Below are 18,045 nucleotides of genomic sequence, written 5' to 3'. Positions count from 1 at the left end.
ACCCCTCCAATTAATGAATATATGTTTGTTCCACTTGCTCATAGCGCATGACGGATACAACACCTTTTTGGATATCGATGATCAGCACTTTTTCCCCTTGTGAAATCGGCTTGTTATCCATGCTTATAGCAGATTTAGAGATTCTTCCGCTAATGCCTTCAATTAATATTTCGCCAAACCCATCTGGAGGAACAGAAGTTAGTACTGTGCCGACTCTTCCCTTTAAATCTTCATCACGATATGCCAGTGATTCTTCGGAAGATCGAATCGGCATGAGGACGAAAACATTTAGAAGAGTAACGAGTAACAACGCCAGCAGCGCACTAAACACCATAATGAACCAGCTGTTAATATTGGTCATAATCTCTAATAAATATCCTGAAGCAGATCCAATCGTTAAAAAGGATAAGATGAGCGATGGATGTAAAAAATCCAATGCCGCTTCAACCATGTCACCAAAAAGAATATACACAAAAGTAATGCATCCAAAAATGATAAAACTGCCCAAATAGATCGTAGACAACGGATATCCAAACAGCTCCATGGTCATCTCTCCTGTCTTAATAAACTTTTAAAATCAAAGATATTTGGAAACCACACCCCTCTTGTCAAACTTCTTCAACCTTAACAAAATGAACCTAAATATATTGTAATATTTTGTCGACTTATGAATTTTTCCCAATATTGGATGTATATAGTTTATTACGTGAACACATCAAAAAAGTTTCAGTTTGTTAACAAAATTTTGTATAATTTTGTTAAGAAGGGATGGGATCCTATGTATGCAGATAAATTATGGTTGCATTTAAACACGCAGGCGAACGCTGAAGATGCTGAGCCGATGAAAAAGTATATGCGTGACCAGTTTGAATTCTTCGGTATTCGTTCTCCAATTTTGAAACAAAACTTGAAGGTGTTTTTAAAAGAAAATGGATTGCCTGCAAAAGAAGACCTACATTCATTTATTAAAGAAGCTTGGTCAAAGCCTGAACGTGAAATGCAGTATGCTTCTTTAACGGTTGCAGACAAGTTAAAAAAACAGATGACAATAGAAGATATCGAGTGGATTGAATATATCATTGTAAATAAAAGCTGGTGGGACACCGTTGATCATATTGCAAAACACATTGCCGGGTATTACTTTTTAAAATTTCCTGAAGAAATTACACACGTAACTGAACGTTGGATTGACTCTAAAAACATTTGGCTTATGCGCTCTGCGATTCTGTTTCAACTTGGGTATAAAGATAAAACGGATAAAGAGCTCTTGGCACACATCATCAAACAAACGAAATACGAGCAGGATTTCTTTATACGTAAAGGGATTGGATGGGCACTTAGAGAGTACGCATATACGAACGGAGATTGGGTGTGGGAGTTCGTACATAAAGAAGAATTAAGTCCACTTTCATATAAAGAAGCCATCAAAAATATTAAGAAAACAAAGCAGCCGAGTTAATACGGCTGCTTCATTATTTTTCAAACCGGTAGCCCAACTCAGCTACAACATACCGAATCGCATTGCGAAATGATACAAATGTTGGCTGATTCGTATGAACACCTAGTGAGACCATATTTTTGACCATGTCTTTAGGGAAGCCGCAGTACAATACCTTTGCCCCCATTAACTCGATAGAATCTGTCAGCTTCTGAATTTCCTGTCCTAGTTCAGCATCCTTAAGCGTCGTTACGCCAGAAAAATCTAATATGACATATTCAGCTTGATTGTTTAAACACTCGTTTAATAGTTTCGTTGTTAATGTTTCAAGCCGTTCCAATGTTAGTTCTCCGATTAATGGAACAAGAAGTGTATGTTCTGCGATTGTTTGCAGAATAGGCGTAGACAATTCATCGAACATTGCTTTGGTTCTTTCCTTTTCTTGTTCACGCTCCGTTACATCTTTCCACGTTAAAAGGTAGCCAAGTTTCTGTCTCTTCACAATTAGTTCTTTAAGAATTAATCGCGTTACATATGTACGGAAGAGAACTAGCTGCACATCAATTGGAAACTCACCTTTTAAAAACATATCTTTTTGATAAGAGGCCTTATAAAAGGTTGAGATAGGAGTGCCAATGATCCCTTCTGCAGAATGGAGTCTAAAATGTCCCTTTAACGATTCTATTAATCTCTTGCCACTATTATTAACCCATGCTATTCGTAAATCTAAATCTATGAAAAAGATATTTTCTTCTAAACAATTCAGTGTATCTTTAACACTCTCATCTAACTGATCAGTCATTGTATGGTCCCCTTTAATATCGTCCTCTCTCTATCATATCTAAGTTTTTGAAAATACTCTATCAATTCCCCTCTCACTATGTAAGCGCTATCTAAATCTTTACAAAAATCCCTGTTGTACGATTGATAATCTCCATGTAAAATGTCCATATCAAACAAACAAGTGTATTTTCCATAAAAACAAAGGGGCGGATAAAATGGTAACTCATGTTTCAGTAGGACTTCTAGGATTAGGAACAGTCGGCAGCGGTGTCGTTAGAATGATTGAAGGAAACCGTGAAGAATTACAGCATCGCGTTGGATGCCCTGTTTTTATTGAAAAGATATTAGTTCAAAACGTTGAGAAAGAACGGCTTGTCTCGATCAATAACGAATGGCTGACTCAACATCCGGAAGACGTACTTCAAAATCCAAACATACATGTAGTGATTGAAGTAATGGGGGGTATCGAGTTAGCAAGAGAATACATCTCACTAGCACTGCAAAATAAAAAGCATGTGATTACAGCAAACAAAGATTTGATGGCACTTCATGGTGCAGAACTTTTACAGCTTGCTCATGAAAATGAGTGTGACCTTTTCTATGAAGCAAGTGTCGCAGGTGGAATACCGATCATTCGCTCACTTGTTGATGGGCTAGCGTCTGACAGGATCACAAAAATGATGGGAATTGTAAATGGCACAACAAACTACATCCTGACAAAAATGGATAAACAGCAGCGCAACTATGAGGAAGTATTAAAAGAAGCACAAGATTTGGGATATGCAGAAGCTGACCCCACTTCTGATGTAGAAGGAATTGATGCGGCGAGAAAAATGGCAATCCTGTCAACACTCGGGTTCTCCATGCACATTCATCTAGACGACGTAAAGGTTTCTGGTATCTCTAAAGTGACGCAAGAGGACCTAGAATATGCTCGTCAGTTCGGCTATACGCTCAAGTTAATCGGAAACGCTAAAAAGGACAACGGAAAAGTGGAGATCAGTGTTGAACCGACATTGCTTCCAGACTCCCACCCGCTTGCGAGCGTTCATAACGAATACAACGCCGTGTATGTGTATGGTGAATCTGTTGGAGAGACGATGTTCTTCGGTCCAGGTGCAGGGCAGCTCCCGACTGCTACATCAGTTGTTTCCGATTTAGTTGCTGTTGTGAAGAACATGCGGTTAGGGGTTAACGGAAAGAGCGTGATTGCTCCTCAATTCGATAAACAATTAAAGGAGCCTAATGAGATCGACGGGAAATTCTTTTACCGATTGTACATTAAAGATGAGGCAGGTGCTTTCTCAGCAATCACTTCCCTATTCGCTCTGCATGACATCTCACTTGAAAAATTGATTCAAAGTCCTGTCGATCATAAAGGGGTCGCAGAAGTTGTCATCGTGACACATGGCACAAACAAACATCAAGACAATCAAGTATATAGCCTGCTTCGCGACTCAGAAGTTGTTCAAGAAATCAAAAGTCATTATCGTGTGGAGGGTGCTTAACATGCCATATAACGGTCTCTTACATCAATACAAAGAATACTTGCCAGTCAGTGAATCTACTCCCCTTCTATCCTTGAATGAAGGGCACACTCCACTCATTCCGTTAGAACATCTGTCAAAGGAATGGGGCATCAAGCTATACGCCAAATACGAAGGAGCGAATCCTACAGGTTCTTTTAAGGACAGAGGCATGGTGATGGCTGTTGCAAAAGCAAAAGAAGAGGGCAGCAAAGCAATCATTTGTGCATCTACAGGAAATACATCAGCCGCTGCCGCTGCCTATGGAGCGAGAGCTGGCCTCAGATGTATCGTTGTGATTCCGGACGGAAAGATCGCCCAAGGGAAACTCGCTCAAGCGAAAATGTATGGCGCTGAAATCTTTGCGATTGAAGGAAATTTTGATGAAGCTCTAAAGATGGTGCAGCAAATGAGCATCGAGGAAGAATTCACACTCGTTAACTCTGTAAATCCATACCGGTTGGAAGGCCAAAAAACAGCTGCGTTCGAACTGGTTGATGCACTAGATCAAGCACCTGATATTTTAGCCATTCCAGTTGGGAATGCAGGCAACATTAGTGCTTATTGGAAAGGCTTCAAAGAGTATGATGCGGTAAAATCTTCTGGCCTCCCCCGCATTCATGGCTTCCAGGCATCAGGTGCTGCACCAATCGTGAACGGATCTGTAGTAAATAATCCAGAAACGATCGCGACAGCTATTCGAATCGGAAACCCTGCAAGCTGGAAACTAGCATCAGCTGCATTAGAAGAGTCAGGCGGTGTGATCGATTCTGTAACGGACGAAGAAATTTTAGAAGCGTATCAGATGCTTGCATCAAAGGAAGGTGTTTTTGCTGAACCGGCTTCCTGCAGTACGATTGCCGGTTTGTATAAGCAATACAAACAAGGTGTTCTTCCGAAAGGAGCATCCGTTGTAGCTGTTCTTACAGGCAACGGTCTTAAAGATCCAGATATCGCCTTAAAAACAGTCGCACAAGAACCTGTCGTCATACCGAACGAGCTTGAATTATTACGTCAGCAGCTAAAAGGATGTGTTGTATAAATGAAAGCAGAGCCATTTTCCATACATGTTCCAGCAAGTACAGCAAACTTAGGCCCAGGCTTCGATTCCGTAGGGCTTGCCATGAACCGATACTTAACCGTACACGTTCAGCCATTCGCACCAAGAAAAACGACTTTTCATGGTGAAGAACTGCAGGCGTTAAACAAAGACGAAAATAATCTTATCGTTCATGCTGCGCATTTTACAGCGGATGCTTACGGCCAGAAACTACCTCCTTGCCAGCTAGATGTTGTAAGCACATTTCCGACTTCAAAAGGAATGGGAAGTTCTGCGTCTGCGATCGTTGCAGGGATTGAGCTGGCAAACATCCTTTTAGATCTAGATCTTTCAAAGCAGGCAAAAGCGCTTCTGGCTAGCTCCTTGGAAGAACATCCTGATAATGTGATTCCTGCTATTTTCGGAGGACTCACGATTAGTTTTTTCAACGGACAAGAACTGGAGACGGTGCATGTACCTGATGTCGCTGTTGAAATGATTGTTGCGATTCCTGATGGTGTTCTACATACCAAACACTCTAGGGGTTCACTGCCCAATCTTCTCCCCTTCAATAAAGCCGTTGAAGGCAGTGCGATCAGCAACGTGCTTGTTGCGGCTCTAATGAAAAACGATTGGAAAAAAGCTGCTGATATGATGAATCGGGATTTATTTCATGAGCCGTTTCGTTCAAAATGGGTACCTATGTATGCGGAGCTTAAGCAAAAAGCTGTAGAACTCGGGGCATATGGTGCGGCCATTAGTGGATCAGGACCTTCTATCGTCTGCTTTACACCTCATCAGAAGGCAGCTGGGATTACAGAACAACTGTCGCTGTTGTTTCCTCAATACCACTTTGAAACCGTTTTTCCTGACCGAAGAGGTGTTGTGGTGGAGAAATGTTTGTCAGCTGCTTTATAAAACGCTGTTATCGAAAGCTCGGTTGCCATTGAAAGTAGTTGATTTCCGGTCCAGATGCTCGCTTTCCGCGGGGCAGACGGTGAGCCACATTCGTACGTTTCACTTTTAAGTGTCTCACCTGCCCGCCTGTCCCGCAGGACAAGGAAGGCTTCGGCAGCGTCGCATCGCACGAAGAAAATTTGAAGTTCAATTTTCGAGGATCTCGCATCTTACACTCCAATCAACAATCATAGAAGACAAAATTTGAAAGCAACAATCATTTAGATAAGAGCAAATAAGAGCTTTCTTAAATGAACGAAAAACTTACTGAACTCCTTCAGATTTAGATGCTTTGAACGCACATAATTAAAACACATCTATATTAAAGAAAGGATTAAGCTGATTCAGCTTAATCCTTCATTTTTATTTATGTGCAATTTTAAATTCATCTCTTAACAGCGTCCAGTTCTCTGGGAATGGTTCACCTAGAACCCAATACGCAAGACCTCTTAGCTTGTATTTCTTTACAAGTTTATTTTTCGCTTCTGCACTTTGCTCATTTTCAAACCATACAACGTGTTCTTTTCCAGCATCATCTTTGTAATTAAAGAACGGAGCTTGAGCATCGTTGTCATACTTTACAGTCGCTCCTTCTTTTAACGCCAAATCATGTGCTTCTGCTGGTGCCACGCGTTTAGCAAATTTATTCCCTTTTTTATAAGGAAGTGTCCAATCATAACCGTATAGTGGAGCTCCCATTATAATCTTTTCCGGTGGAATGACAGATGTTGCGTATTTAACCACTTTTTCTACTTGTGGTACAGGTGCTACAGCCATCGGCGGTCCACCAGACCAGCCCCACTCATATGTCATTAATACAACGAAATCTGCAAGTTCTCCATGACGTTTATAGTCATGAGCTCCATGCCAAGGACCTTTTTGCTCATCACTTGTTTTAGGAGCTAATGCTGTTGAAACCTTAAAGCCTTCTTTTTGTACGAGTGGAATAATTGTTTCTAAAAATCCATTGTATAGCTCACGATCTTTTTCTTTAATATGCTCAAAATCAATATTCAGTGCCTTATATCCTTTTTGCTTCATCGTGCTGATCACACTGCCAATGAGTGTTTTGGATGCCGTTTTATCCGTAAAAACGGTGTGCGCTATCTCAGGAGAGAAGTTTCCATCTATAAAGTTTGTTAACACCATCATCGGCATAGCTTTTGAATTCTTTACCTCTTGTAAAGCAGCATAATCCTTGATTGGCTTAAGAGAACCATCTTTGTTAACTTGATAGCTAAAAAAAGCTACGTACGTTAAATCATTTACAGCTTCTTTTACATCTTTCACGGATTGTTTCGCTTCTAGTGGTTCTAAAAACCCGAGCGTTTCAATCTTCTTTTTGCCATGAGCAGTTTCTGCTTTAGAAATGTCCTGTTGTTTTTTCTGTGGCGAACTGATCTGTTCCAATCTTGGACTATTTCGTGTTTCGTTACTCATATTCTTTGGTGCTGCTTCGCTCTCTTTCATATTGTTTGAGCCACCGCCGCAACCGCCTAACACAATGGTGAATGCCGCTAATAGCGCGACTGCTTTTTTCATATACAAACCTCCTCAGTTTTCGTTATTTTTCCAAAAAGAGGTTTGTACTATTCTTATTTTTTTCACGACTGTTTTCACATACTTTATCAATCTTTACATTGGCTGACTTTCAAGATGCTCTCTTTCCACAGGGCGTGTGGTGAACGACTCACATCCGGCGGCAGAGACTTAAAGCAAATGAATTGATTCTTAGATAGAATGGGAACGGTAGAACTCTTGTTATATTGCATACAAAAGTGTACATCTTCTTCAAAACCTCGTTCGATTAGCTCTTTTCCGCTTCCGCAGTTTTTAATGAGTGATGGCAGGTTGTGTTTCGATGCCTCGAAAGCTTGTTTGCAAACAAAAGCTTCAGGGGATAAAGATCCTTTTAGAAAAGAAATGATGGCTCCTGCACCTAAATAATCCTCTATTCCAGGTCGAAGCTCATTTTCATCATGAGCTGCATTTCCCCATCTTTCCCCACATGCGATCACTGAAATTGGTGCATTTAATTTATTCTTCATGAACATCGCAGCTTCTGCAACAGCCTTTGCATTTAAAAGAGATCCTGCAAAAAGAGATGGTACTTTTTTAGAAACATCCACATACGCAGCTCCATTAAGTGAGCAAAGAACAAATGATTCCCCTTTGTTATTTGCTGTAAAAGATATAGGGGAAAGTGATGGTTTTCCTGTTTTTATAGCTTCAGCCCTCCCCACCACTAATTCAGCTCCAAGTTCAGTAGCGTATTTTTTTGCTTTTTCATGTTGATTAGGTGGAAAAGGATAAATGACAGCACCATTCTCAACAGCAGTAGTTACAGTTGATGAAAAGCTTAAAACATCGACGATAATGATGATTTCATTTCTTTTTGCAGCTTCTCTCGCCCCTTTGATTCCCCACTCCATTTTAATGTCGTATGGTGATTGATCATACACGTTCATTCCGTTTCCTCCTCGCTATTTATACAAAAATCTTAACGAGAATATTTTTAAAAATATAGACTACTTTTCTAAAATTTGGTAGAATTTAGATTGAAGTCTGAGCATTAATTATTTAGTTGTGTTTGAATATAAAAAAAGACTCCAGCCAAGTGGAGTCTTTTCGTCTTTATATCGCCCAGTTACCATTTTTAAATAACGGAATGCGTTTTCCATCTGCATACTCAGCCTCAATATCAAGATCTGCTGAGCCAATCATAAAGTCAGTATGCCCTCGGCTGAAGTTAATTTCCTTCTCTTCCATCTGTTCAGGCGTTAAGCTGCCAGCATCTTTAACAGACATCGTAATAGAAGTTCCGATCGCTAAATGACACGAAGCATTTTCATCATATAATGTGTTGTTAAAAATGATGCCTGAGTTCGAAATTGGTGAATCGTGAGGAACTAATGCAACCTCTCCTAAATATCCCATTCCATCGTCAATGCTTAACAATTGCTTAAGCGTGTCGTACCCTTCCTCAGCAGTGAAATCTATCACTTTTCCGTCTTTAAACGTCAAACTAAAATTATTAATCAAATTCCCCATCGCTGAAAGTGGTTTAGAACTTGTGACCTTACCGTTTACACCATATTTTCTTGGAGTCGTGAAAACTTCCTCAGTAGGAAGGTTCGGAATATAGTACGTACCGAACGTAGAATGATGCCCTCCACCGATCCAAGTATGGTCAGGGTGTAAGTCGATGCTTAAATCTGTCCCAGTTGACTTATAATGAAGCGTCTTAAATTGCTGTTCGTTTAAGTAGTTTACTTTATCGCTTAATGTTTTTACGTGCTCATCCCATGCAGCAACAGGATCTGCCTGATCCACTCGAACTGTTTTAAAGACCGCTTGCCATAATGCTTCTACTGCTTCTTCATCTTTCATTTCTGGGAATACACTTTTCGCCCAGCCAACTGTAGGTACACCAGCAATAGCCCAATGCATATCTCCTCTTAATTGACCTGCAGAAAAGGATTGTAGTTTTTCACCTCGGTTCTTTTGTACAAACATCATTCGCTCAGAAGGAACACCTTTGTAAGCATTAGGATCGTTCCCTGTGATCATTAAAAAGCAATCATGATTTTCAACAAGGCTGTTATACTTGTCAATCTCCCATGAAGGAAGATCGTCTTTCAGGATTTCTTCATCTGCATGAGTAAGGTGGATGCGGTTTGTTTGCGTATCATTCCAATCCACCATCACTCGCTTACATCCATTTTCATATGCATGCTTCGTTACCTTACGTGTAAACTCTACAGCTTCTATAGGAGAACTAATTAATAACCTTTGTCCTTCTGATAGACCTAATCCTACTTTAACAACCAACTCAGCATATTGATCTAACTTTTCTTCAAACGACTTCATACATTTCCCCTCCGATTGGTTAAACATAAAAACGACTGATAAGTTTATATTATTACTATTATATAAAAAAAAGAAAATTTAGACTACTGTTTTTCTTCAAAATAAAAGATCACACGACAGGCTGTGATCTTAAATGTTTGTTCTCCGTTTTATTGAGGATAAACCCAATTTCAAAAAGTGCACTTTCTAAGTTATTCGTAATCATAATACCGTTAAAATCCACATCGATCTCGAGTGTTTTCATCGCTAAATCAGGCCTAAATCCTGTAAGAATCGGAGTTACACCGATTAATTTTAACAGCTTAACGATGTTTAAGAGATATTCACTAACCTTGTTATTGATTCTGCTCACTCCAGAAAGATCAATAATCATATACTCAAGTTCTAAGTTTGTACTGCTCTCCAAAGTGCTTTGAATAATGATATCAGCTCTATATTCATTGATATGTCCAATGATTGGGAGGATTGCAACGCCTTTCGTTAGTGGAACAATCGGTACTGATAAATCTTTAATCTCTTTGTTTGCCTTATCCAACTCTAGTACATACGTTAAGAGTGATGACATCGTCTGAAAAAGTTCGATATGCTGCTCCGTAAATTCAAATGACTCGGTATCTAAACCACAGATAGTTCCGTAGTTTTCACCATCTTCATAATAAATCGGAATAGCGATAAAACTTCCTCCACCTAAGTCCGCTGTAACATTCAAGTGCTTCGTTTGTTCATTCTCCATAATATCTTCAATGAGCAGAATTTCATTGCCTTTATCAACACTAACCTTGCAGAATGTTTCATGAAAAGGCAGAGTTGAGCCCGCTTCGAGCAAAACAGCATTTTTGTTTACCGCTTTTTTTATTTCATTGATTTGCTTGTCGTTTTTTGCAACAAATAATGTATTGATGTTGATAAGCTTACTCATAAAATGAAGAATGTTTTCTGTTGCTTCTTCAAAGTTTCTGACTGATTTATTTTTAAGAACAGAAGTTAGATGAATAGACAAAATATATTTCCAACCTTTCATAATTCGTAGCATCTTTTGATGGTCCACCCATTTATTTACCCTAAAATTTATAAACTAAAACTACTTCAGATAAATTTTCCGTCTCTTCAAACAGTATTCAAGTCTCCTAAAAAACTATTTGTATTTGCTTCTTCTTAATACAACTCTAACTCCAGAGTTATTTTTTGTGTCTAAAGAACTATTAGAAAACTCGCAAAATAGAACACTTTTCTTCATTTTTTTCATATAATCCATAATTGAAAATAGTTCTTTAAATAGTAATAAATCCCTATTTTAAAATAAAAACAGGGGAGAAATCACCTATTCTAGTATTCGACATTACGTGGTAAGATTTTGAATACGCGGAATTATCCGACAATTTTTGTCGGATAACGGTAATTCCAATACTTCTAGGGGGGATTTTGATGAAAAAAGGAAAATGGGTTTCTGCTGCCCTCGCAGCAATGTTGAGCTGCAGCGTTTTTTCCAGTGTAAGTGCAGCACCAGTTAATGTGCTGTCAGATGTGAAAGGATCTGCAGTAGAAGAAAAAGGCCACAAACACGTTGGTGGTCCTTTCGATTTAGCCATTGCAAACGATGAAAGATTGATAGAAATGCTTAAAAAGAACGGACAAATTAGTAAGAATGCAAGTGAAGCAGATGCACAAAAACAGCTGCAGAAGTTTTTGCAGAATAAGCAAGAGCATGCTGAGTCACTTCCTAAAGGCGAGTTAGAAGACGAGCAGGGTAAGAAGGACAAAAAGGGAAAAGATAATCACAATAAAGATGGTCTAAAGCACGGCAAGAAAGGTAAAAACAAAGACGTTAAACCTGTCGTAGAAGAAAAGTGGACAGGCGGCGAACGTCTTGATAACGTACTTGTACTTCTTGTAGAGTACCCTGACGCTAAGGCAGAAGATATTGCTCCTGAAGAAACGGACATGCATTATGATGAATACTTAAAGCAACATTATGAAGATATGATCTTTGGTGAGAACGGATACGAAGGTCCTAATGGAGAAAACTTAGTATCTGTAAAACAATACTATGAGCAGCAATCTGGAGGAAGCTACTCGATCAAGGGGAAAGTTGGCGGCTGGTATGAAGCTAAACATCCTGCAGCTTACTATGGCGGAAACGTCCCTGATCCTGATGGCAGCGATGCTAAACCGCGTGACCTTGTGAAAGAAGCATTAGAAGCAGCGGCACTGGATCCTGAGATTGATTTAAGTGAGTTTGACCAAGAAGACCGTTATGACTTAGACGGTGACGGCAATCTTCGTGAACCGGATGGGTTAGTTGACCACTTGATGGTTGTTCACTCTAGTGTCGGTGAAGAAGCTGGCGGCGGTTCATTGGGTGGAGACGCTATCTGGAGCCATCGCTGGAATCTTGGGGGCATCTTCCCTATCACAGGATCACCAGAACCAGAAGTAGATTATTGGGGAGAAGGCACAATGTATGCCTACGACTATACGATCGAACCTGCTGATGGAGCAGCTGGCGTATTTGCACATGAATATGGTCATGATTTAGGTCTTCCTGATGAATATGACACACAGTACACCGGTGCAGGTGAGGCTGTAGCTTACTGGTCAATCATGTCTAGCGGAAGCTGGGCTGGAGATGTTCCAGGAACGGAGCCAACAGGTTTTAGTGCTTGGTCAAAAGAATTCTTGCAATCTAGCATGGAAGGCTCCAACTGGTTGTCTGGAGAGACACTAAATCTTGATAAGATCGATAAAAAAGGTATTGAAGTGCTGCTAGATCAAGCGAACACAAAAGGCACAAATAATGATGCAGTTCGTGTAGATCTTCCTGAAAAAGAGACTGTCGTAAATACTCCTTTCAGCGGTGAGTACCAGTATCACAGCGGCAGCGGAAACGACCTCGATAACTCATTGGTTACTTCACTTGATTTAACTCAAGCTAATTCTGCAGAACTCTCTTTCAAAACTTGGTATGACATTGAAACAGATTGGGATTATGCTTCCGTACAAGTGAAAGAAAAAGGTTCTGATGAATGGACTACAGTTCCAGGTAACATAACAACACAAGAAGACCCACATGAGCAAAACCCTGGTGATGGGATCACTGGTAAATCTGACGGATGGGTTGATGGAGTATTTGATCTTTCGGCTTACAAAGGAAAAGAGATCGAACTGAAGTTAAACTATTGGACAGACGTCGCAGCTATAAACCCTGGATTTTTTGTAGATGATGTCACTGTAACAGTAGATGGTACTCAAACCGTATTTGATGACGCAGAAGGTGATTCTTCGTTTACACTGGACGGCTTTACGAAAAATCAAGGTAAATTCTATTCTAATCACTACTATCTATTAGAATGGCGTAATCATGCAGGCGTAGATACAGGTTTAGCTCACATTCGCCGTGGCGACAGTCTTATGAAATATGATGGCGGACTTCTTGTATGGTATGTAGATGACAGCTATTCAGATAACTGGACAGGCGTTCACCCTGGAGATGGTTTCTTAGGTGTTGTGGATGCTAATCAAGAAACATTAAGATGGAGCGATGCCTCCGTAGCTTCTACTCGCTACCAAATCCATGATGCTGCTTTCTCAAAGCAAAAAAGCGAGAAGATGTTCCTAGATTATCGTGAATTGCTTGGTCTTACATTAAAAGATTACAATACTAGTGCAACTCCTAAATTTTATGACAAAAAAGATTACAGCAATCCTGGACTTCCAGACGCTGGACGCAATGTACCACATTACGGACTTCAATTTGAAGTGTTGAATTCCAGCAAAGATAATTCTGTAGGTAAGATTAAAATTTCACGTAAGTAATTCATATTTGTTAAGCCCAACTGTACATCTGCAGTTGGGTTTTCTTTTAAAAGGGTAAACTGTATCTGTAAGGAGGGTGAATGATGAAAACGTTCATGCGGGTTTTTCTATTAATAAGCTCATTGTTAATTTTGGTAAGCTGCAGCTCTCAAACAGAACAAAAGAATCCTATTCAACAAAAAGATAAAGAAGGAGCCTCTTCGTCGGATTCAGAAGTTAATAATGAGGTGAGGACGATGATTGCAAACGATGAAAAAATTATTGAAATGCTAAAGAAAAAAGGCGAGATTCCTGAGGATGCTACATCTGAGGAGATCAATAATGCCCTGCAAAAATATCTACAGGACAAGAATCCTGGAAATTTACAGGATGAGAAGGAAAAGAAGAAATATATTAATGACTTAAAAGAAAAAATCCAAAAAGGACAGAACTAGAAAAGGACATTCATCCGAACGTCCTTTCTTTTTGTGTTAAAGTCTAATTCTGATGCTGCAATGAATAGAGATAAAAAATATAATCTGTGGAAGCTCCTTTATGCCCCAGTTGATTTAAAATAGCAGAAATATGGCCGCGGTGATATGTGCCATGATTTACGATATGCTGAATTAGATCGTTATAGCTTGAGTGAAGTGTACCAAAGTGAGGGTGATGAACAGTTGTCTCTTGAGATAAATCTACTTTTTGAAGCATGAATGTCTCGTAGTCTGATCCCATCTTCTCAAATTTATTCTGCAAATCATTTAAGTCGGCTTCCTTTAATTCCTGGTATATAGGTTTGACAGAAGCAAGAATATCTTCAAACTTCTCCCCTTTCAATGCCTTAAGCCACACATAATCCACTTGATACATGTGAATGAGAACGTCTGCCACAGAAGGAAAGACGCTATCTACTTCTTTTCGATACATTTCTGTCGGAAGACTATTTAACTGCTCAAAAACTTTACTATTCGCCCATAGATTAAATTGATATAGCTGTAGAGATTTATTCATTTCTACCTCCAAAAGATTTAGGTTGTACACACCTACTTACACTTCTAGCTCTATAAATTAAATCCTTTTAATATTTCTAATTAAACGAACAAATGTTTCATCATTAAAAAGAACACCCCGTCATTTTACGGAGTGCGCTAACGTATTACTTCTCTTTTACGATCTCAGCCAATAGCTCAAATGAACGCAATCTTGCTTTGTGATCATAGATTTGGCCATTGACAATAATCTCATCAGCCTGAGTTTCATCTAAGAATGCTTGCAGTTTTTGTTTAACTGTATCTGGACTTCCTACAAATGTAGTACGTAATTGCTGATCAAGCGCAGCTTTTTCATATGGACTCCAGATGCCATCCATACTTTCAACTGGCGGCTTAAGTTTTGATGGTTTTCCTCGAACTAAGTTTACGAATTGCTGCTGCAATGACGTAGCGATTTTAGCTGCTTCTTCATCTGTTTCTGCAACGACAACATTAGCACCTACCATTGCGTACGGCTCATCAAGAACTTCCGATGGCGTAAATGTATTTCGATACAACTCTAGAGCAGGAAGCGTATTATCAGGTGAAAAATGACTGGCAAAGGCAAATGGAAGACCTTCACGTCCTGCTAAACGTGCACTAAATCCGCTTGAACCTAGAAGCCAGATCGGTATATCTTGCCCTTCCCCTGGAACCGCTCTTATTTTCATAGGAGTTTCAGAGCGTTCAGGATCCAAATATGTGCGTAATTCCTCTAATTGATAAGGAAAATCATCCCCCATGCTGCCTAGATCACGGCGTAGTGCTTGCGCCGTAATTTGATCAGTTCCAGGTGCACGCCCTAATCCTAAATCTATTCTTCCTGGGTATAGAGCATCCAATGTACCGAATTGTTCAGCAATCACGAGTGGGGCATGGTTAGGAAGCATGATCCCACCAGAACCTACACGAATTTTTGAAGTACCTCCAGCCACATGACCGATAACAACCGAAGTCGCTGAACTCGCGATTCCAGGCATATTGTGATGTTCTGCAAGCCAGTAACGGTTGTAACCCCATTTTTCAGCATGCTGTGCAAGGTCTAGTGTATTATTGAATGAATCGGATACCGTTCCGCCTTCTATAACTGGTGCCAGGTCAAGAACAGACCACTTTATATCACGTAATCGTTTTGTATTGGACATCATAACGTCCTCCTTATATAAAGCAACAAAAAAATTAGCTACTATATTTTAATAATCGGTAATAGTATAACAATCTTGCCTGATGAAATAAAAAATTCTGCTTACTTTCTTATTTCATTTGCAAGTAGCTCATAGGATCTTGTTCGGTCTTCATAACGATGTGTGATGGTAACGATTATCATTTCATCTGCTTCATAAATTTTTTGAAGCTTGTTTAATTCTTCTATTACCTCAGTTGGGCTCCCAATAACCATTTTTCTTTTCGCCTCATGTAAAAGTTGAGTTTGTTGGTCTTTTGAAAAATGATTCTGTGCTTCTTCTATGGAAGGAATACCTCTATCCCCTTTACCCTCTGCACTTTGTTTTTTCCAAAGTATCCCCGGCAAAGCTAACTGTTCCGCCTTTTCAGTTGATTCTGCACAGATGGCAGAAACGGCAATAATGGTTTCTGGCATCTCTTGGGTTTTACTGTAATTAAATTGTTTTTTATATGATGCTACAATATCCGGACCTGGCTTATCACTCATAAAATGACCAAACGCATAAGCAGTCCCGTACTCTGCAGCCAAATCAGCGCTTTTTTGACTCGTCCCTAGAATCCATGGAACAGGTGCAATTTTAGGAACTGGAGAGGCTTGTATCTTTGAAAATAGATCATCCGGCGGAAAGTCATGATGTAAAAACTGGAGCAATTGTTTAATCGATTTCGGCATTTGGCGGACATTCTCCAAAAAGTTCTCAGATAGAGCCATCGTCGCTTCTGCAGAACCACCAGGAGCGCGGCCGATTCCAAGGTCAATTCGATCTGGGAAAAGTGTGGCAATCATGTTGTACGTTTCTGCAACACGGTATGGTTTATAATGCGGCAGCAATACAGCACCAGCACCCAATCGTATCTTTTCTGTATGCGCACCAATATACCCTAGCATCACTTCAGGAGCAGAACAGGATAAGCCTGAAAAGTCGTGATGTTCAGCAATCCAATATCGCTTATACCCAAGCAGTTCTCCTGTTTTCGCAAGTTTCATTGAAGCTTGTAGAGCTTCACGCGCATTTTTTCCGAAAGAGATCGGTGATTGATCTAAAATGCTTAATTTCATAAGTCTTCTCCTCGTTTTTTACTAAGTCATATTTTACTCCAAAACTGCTGATTTTACTTTGAACAAAACTTCTCTTAAAAACACCAAAGGACCTCTACTGAATTAGAGGTCCTTATAACTTATATGGATTCTATAATATTTTTCTCAGGTTCAACTTGTAAAAATTGATTTGAAGCTACGATACTTGCTTGATATTGAGTTAATAGTTCATCTTCTTTCATACTTAGTGTACCGCATAAAGATTGAATTTCAATCCAAGCGCCACGTTCCAAATGCTGTACGATTGTTAAAGCAAGATTGTACTTATCATTATTTCCAATGAGGGCCTCAGCAAGCTCATTTGTAATAGGGAGATCATCGATAATATCTTTCATTTCCTTGCTAAGAAGTGTATCTATGAAAGAAAACATGCCAAACATATAGAGATGATTTTTTGAGACACCTACAATGTGTGCAATCCGTTCAAAAAAGACAGCTCTCGTTAAGCTAAGTTTAACGATTTCCAGTTGGTTATCCGCCTTGTTCAAGCTGGACATCATGAGAATCATAATCAATTTCTTAATCTCGTATAGTCCTACCAATACTACCGCTTGTTTAATCGACGTTATCTTGCTCTTAAAAAAATAGGTTCCGGAATTCATAACTTTTAACAACTTGTACGAAAGAGATAGATCGCGCTGAATGAGACTGCTGATTTCATTAATATCAGGCTCAGAGCTGCTCAGCTTTTCTAAAAGCAAAATATAGTTTGTAGGAATAGGTGCTATGTCTTTTCCTTGTAAGATGATAGGCTTGCTAAAAAAGTATCCTTGAAAATATTCGAAACCTAATCCTCGCGCCTCTTCAAACTGCTCTCGTGTTTCAATCTTCTCTGCTAAAAATGTTATTTGGTCTTTATAAGTTTCTATCATACTCTTCATTTCTTTGTAGTCCATCACTAAATAATCAACCTTAATAATATCTATGAACGGCAGCAGAGAATCCAGATTTTTGTTTACCGAAACATCATCAAGTGCAATGATATATCCTTTATTCTTTAACTCTTTACAGACTGTTAGTATCTCTTCACTTAAACGGACATCCTCTAAAATCTCAACCACAATATATTCCGGTGATATGTAAGTCGGAATTCGGTTTAGCAAGAGGTTTTCCGTAAAGTTGATAAAACACTTTTTCCGTTCCCCTACCTCTTTTATCCCAATCCCTGTAAAACTGTTCACCATAACATCAATCGTAGCACTGTCATGATCTAATCCTTCGTACCTATTTGTTGCACTATTTCTATATAAAAGTTCATATGCGACAACATTCTCTTCTTTATCTAAGATAGGTTGCCTGCCAATAAATATATCCATTTCAATCAC

Annotated in this window: 17 protein-coding genes; 6 read left to right on the top strand and 11 right to left on the bottom strand. The window is 39.4% G+C overall.

Features of this window, described 5'->3' with window-relative positions:
• Positions 1-10 precede the first annotated feature (10 nt).
• Positions 11-544 carry an NfeD family protein gene (locus QUF49_RS04590; protein ID WP_289494559.1) on the bottom strand — a complete coding sequence of 178 codons (534 nt, stop codon included), beginning with the start codon at positions 542-544 and terminating at the stop codon, positions 11-13.
• A gap of 234 nt (positions 545-778) precedes the next feature.
• Here QUF49_RS04590 and QUF49_RS04585 point away from each other — a divergent pair, with 234 nt between their 5' ends.
• Positions 779-1,459, top strand: coding sequence for a DNA alkylation repair protein (locus tag QUF49_RS04585; protein ID WP_289494558.1), 681 nt, complete (start codon positions 779-781; stop codon positions 1,457-1,459).
• A gap of 13 nt (positions 1,460-1,472) precedes the next feature.
• Here the strand turns inward: QUF49_RS04585 and QUF49_RS04580 are convergent, their stop codons facing one another.
• The gene (locus QUF49_RS04580) at positions 1,473-2,240 is read right to left on the bottom strand and encodes an STAS domain-containing protein (protein WP_289494557.1); all 768 of its coding nucleotides are present in this window, start codon (positions 2,238-2,240) and stop codon (positions 1,473-1,475) included.
• Between the two features lie 196 nt (positions 2,241-2,436).
• Between QUF49_RS04580 and QUF49_RS04575 the strand changes: the two genes are divergently transcribed.
• Genes QUF49_RS04575 through thrB form a run of 3 tightly spaced genes read left to right on the top strand, consistent with a single transcriptional unit; the run spans position 2,437 to position 5,704 of the window.
• Entirely contained in the window at positions 2,437-3,729 is a 1,293-nt protein-coding gene (locus QUF49_RS04575; protein ID WP_289494556.1) for a homoserine dehydrogenase, read from the top strand.
• A 1-nt stretch (position 3,730) separates the two neighbouring features.
• Entirely contained in the window at positions 3,731-4,789 is a 1,059-nt protein-coding gene (gene thrC, locus QUF49_RS04570) for a threonine synthase (RefSeq protein ID WP_289494555.1), read from the top strand.
• A complete protein-coding gene (gene thrB / locus QUF49_RS04565; RefSeq protein ID WP_289494554.1) occupies positions 4,790-5,704 on the top strand; it encodes a homoserine kinase in 915 nt (304 codons plus the stop codon).
• Positions 5,705-5,711: 7 nt separating this feature from the next.
• On the opposite strand, the gene QUF49_RS04560 is transcribed toward thrB, so the two are convergent.
• The 5 genes from QUF49_RS04560 to QUF49_RS04540 form a co-directional block, all read right to left on the bottom strand.
• Positions 5,712-5,912, bottom strand: coding sequence for a hypothetical protein (locus QUF49_RS04560; RefSeq protein ID WP_289494553.1), 201 nt, complete (start codon positions 5,910-5,912; stop codon positions 5,712-5,714).
• Positions 5,913-6,106: 194 nt separating this feature from the next.
• A complete protein-coding gene (locus QUF49_RS04555; protein ID WP_289494552.1) occupies positions 6,107-7,285 on the bottom strand; it encodes a glycosyl hydrolase family 18 protein in 1,179 nt (392 codons plus the stop codon).
• A gap of 86 nt (positions 7,286-7,371) precedes the next feature.
• Positions 7,372-8,211 carry a 2-phosphosulfolactate phosphatase gene (locus tag QUF49_RS04550; protein ID WP_289494551.1) on the bottom strand — a complete coding sequence of 280 codons (840 nt, stop codon included), beginning with the start codon at positions 8,209-8,211 and terminating at the stop codon, positions 7,372-7,374.
• 166 nt (positions 8,212-8,377) lie between these two features.
• On the bottom strand, positions 8,378-9,613 hold the full coding sequence (locus QUF49_RS04545; RefSeq protein WP_289494550.1) for an aminopeptidase: 1,236 nt from the start codon (positions 9,611-9,613) through the stop codon (positions 8,378-8,380).
• Between the two features lie 109 nt (positions 9,614-9,722).
• A complete protein-coding gene (locus QUF49_RS04540; RefSeq protein WP_289494549.1) occupies positions 9,723-10,646 on the bottom strand; it encodes a GAF domain-containing protein in 924 nt (307 codons plus the stop codon).
• Positions 10,647-11,038: 392 nt separating this feature from the next.
• On the opposite strand from QUF49_RS04540, the gene QUF49_RS04535 reads away from it, so the two are divergent.
• Together QUF49_RS04535 and QUF49_RS04530 are read left to right on the top strand one after the other, a co-directional pair.
• Positions 11,039-13,426, top strand: a complete 2,388-nt coding sequence (locus QUF49_RS04535; RefSeq protein ID WP_289494548.1) for an immune inhibitor A domain-containing protein — start codon at positions 11,039-11,041, stop codon at positions 13,424-13,426.
• An 80-nt stretch (positions 13,427-13,506) separates the two neighbouring features.
• Positions 13,507-13,860: a hypothetical protein gene (locus QUF49_RS04530; RefSeq protein ID WP_289494547.1), complete on the top strand. Its 354-nt coding sequence runs from the start codon at positions 13,507-13,509 to the stop codon at positions 13,858-13,860.
• A 43-nt stretch (positions 13,861-13,903) separates the two neighbouring features.
• On the opposite strand, the gene QUF49_RS04525 is transcribed toward QUF49_RS04530, so the two are convergent.
• The 4 genes from QUF49_RS04525 to QUF49_RS04510 all read right to left on the bottom strand — a co-directional run bounded on the left by QUF49_RS04525 (position 13,904) and on the right by QUF49_RS04510 (position 18,036).
• Positions 13,904-14,416: a DinB family protein gene (locus QUF49_RS04525; protein ID WP_289494546.1), complete on the bottom strand. Its 513-nt coding sequence runs from the start codon at positions 14,414-14,416 to the stop codon at positions 13,904-13,906.
• Between the two features lie 145 nt (positions 14,417-14,561).
• On the bottom strand, positions 14,562-15,581 hold the full coding sequence (locus tag QUF49_RS04520) for an LLM class flavin-dependent oxidoreductase (protein WP_289494545.1): 1,020 nt from the start codon (positions 15,579-15,581) through the stop codon (positions 14,562-14,564).
• Positions 15,582-15,682: 101 nt separating this feature from the next.
• On the bottom strand, positions 15,683-16,681 hold the full coding sequence (locus QUF49_RS04515) for an LLM class flavin-dependent oxidoreductase (protein WP_289494544.1): 999 nt from the start codon (positions 16,679-16,681) through the stop codon (positions 15,683-15,685).
• Between the two features lie 119 nt (positions 16,682-16,800).
• The gene (locus QUF49_RS04510) at positions 16,801-18,036 is read right to left on the bottom strand and encodes an EAL and HDOD domain-containing protein (protein ID WP_289494543.1); all 1,236 of its coding nucleotides are present in this window, start codon (positions 18,034-18,036) and stop codon (positions 16,801-16,803) included.
• Positions 18,037-18,045: the final 9 nt, after the last annotated feature.

The organism is Fictibacillus sp. b24 (assembly GCF_030348825.1).
Taxonomy (GTDB): domain Bacteria; phylum Bacillota; class Bacilli; order Bacillales; family Fictibacillaceae; genus Fictibacillus.
The sequence above is the reverse complement of the archived record's forward strand: the minus strand, read 5'-3'. Positions and strand labels throughout refer to the sequence as shown.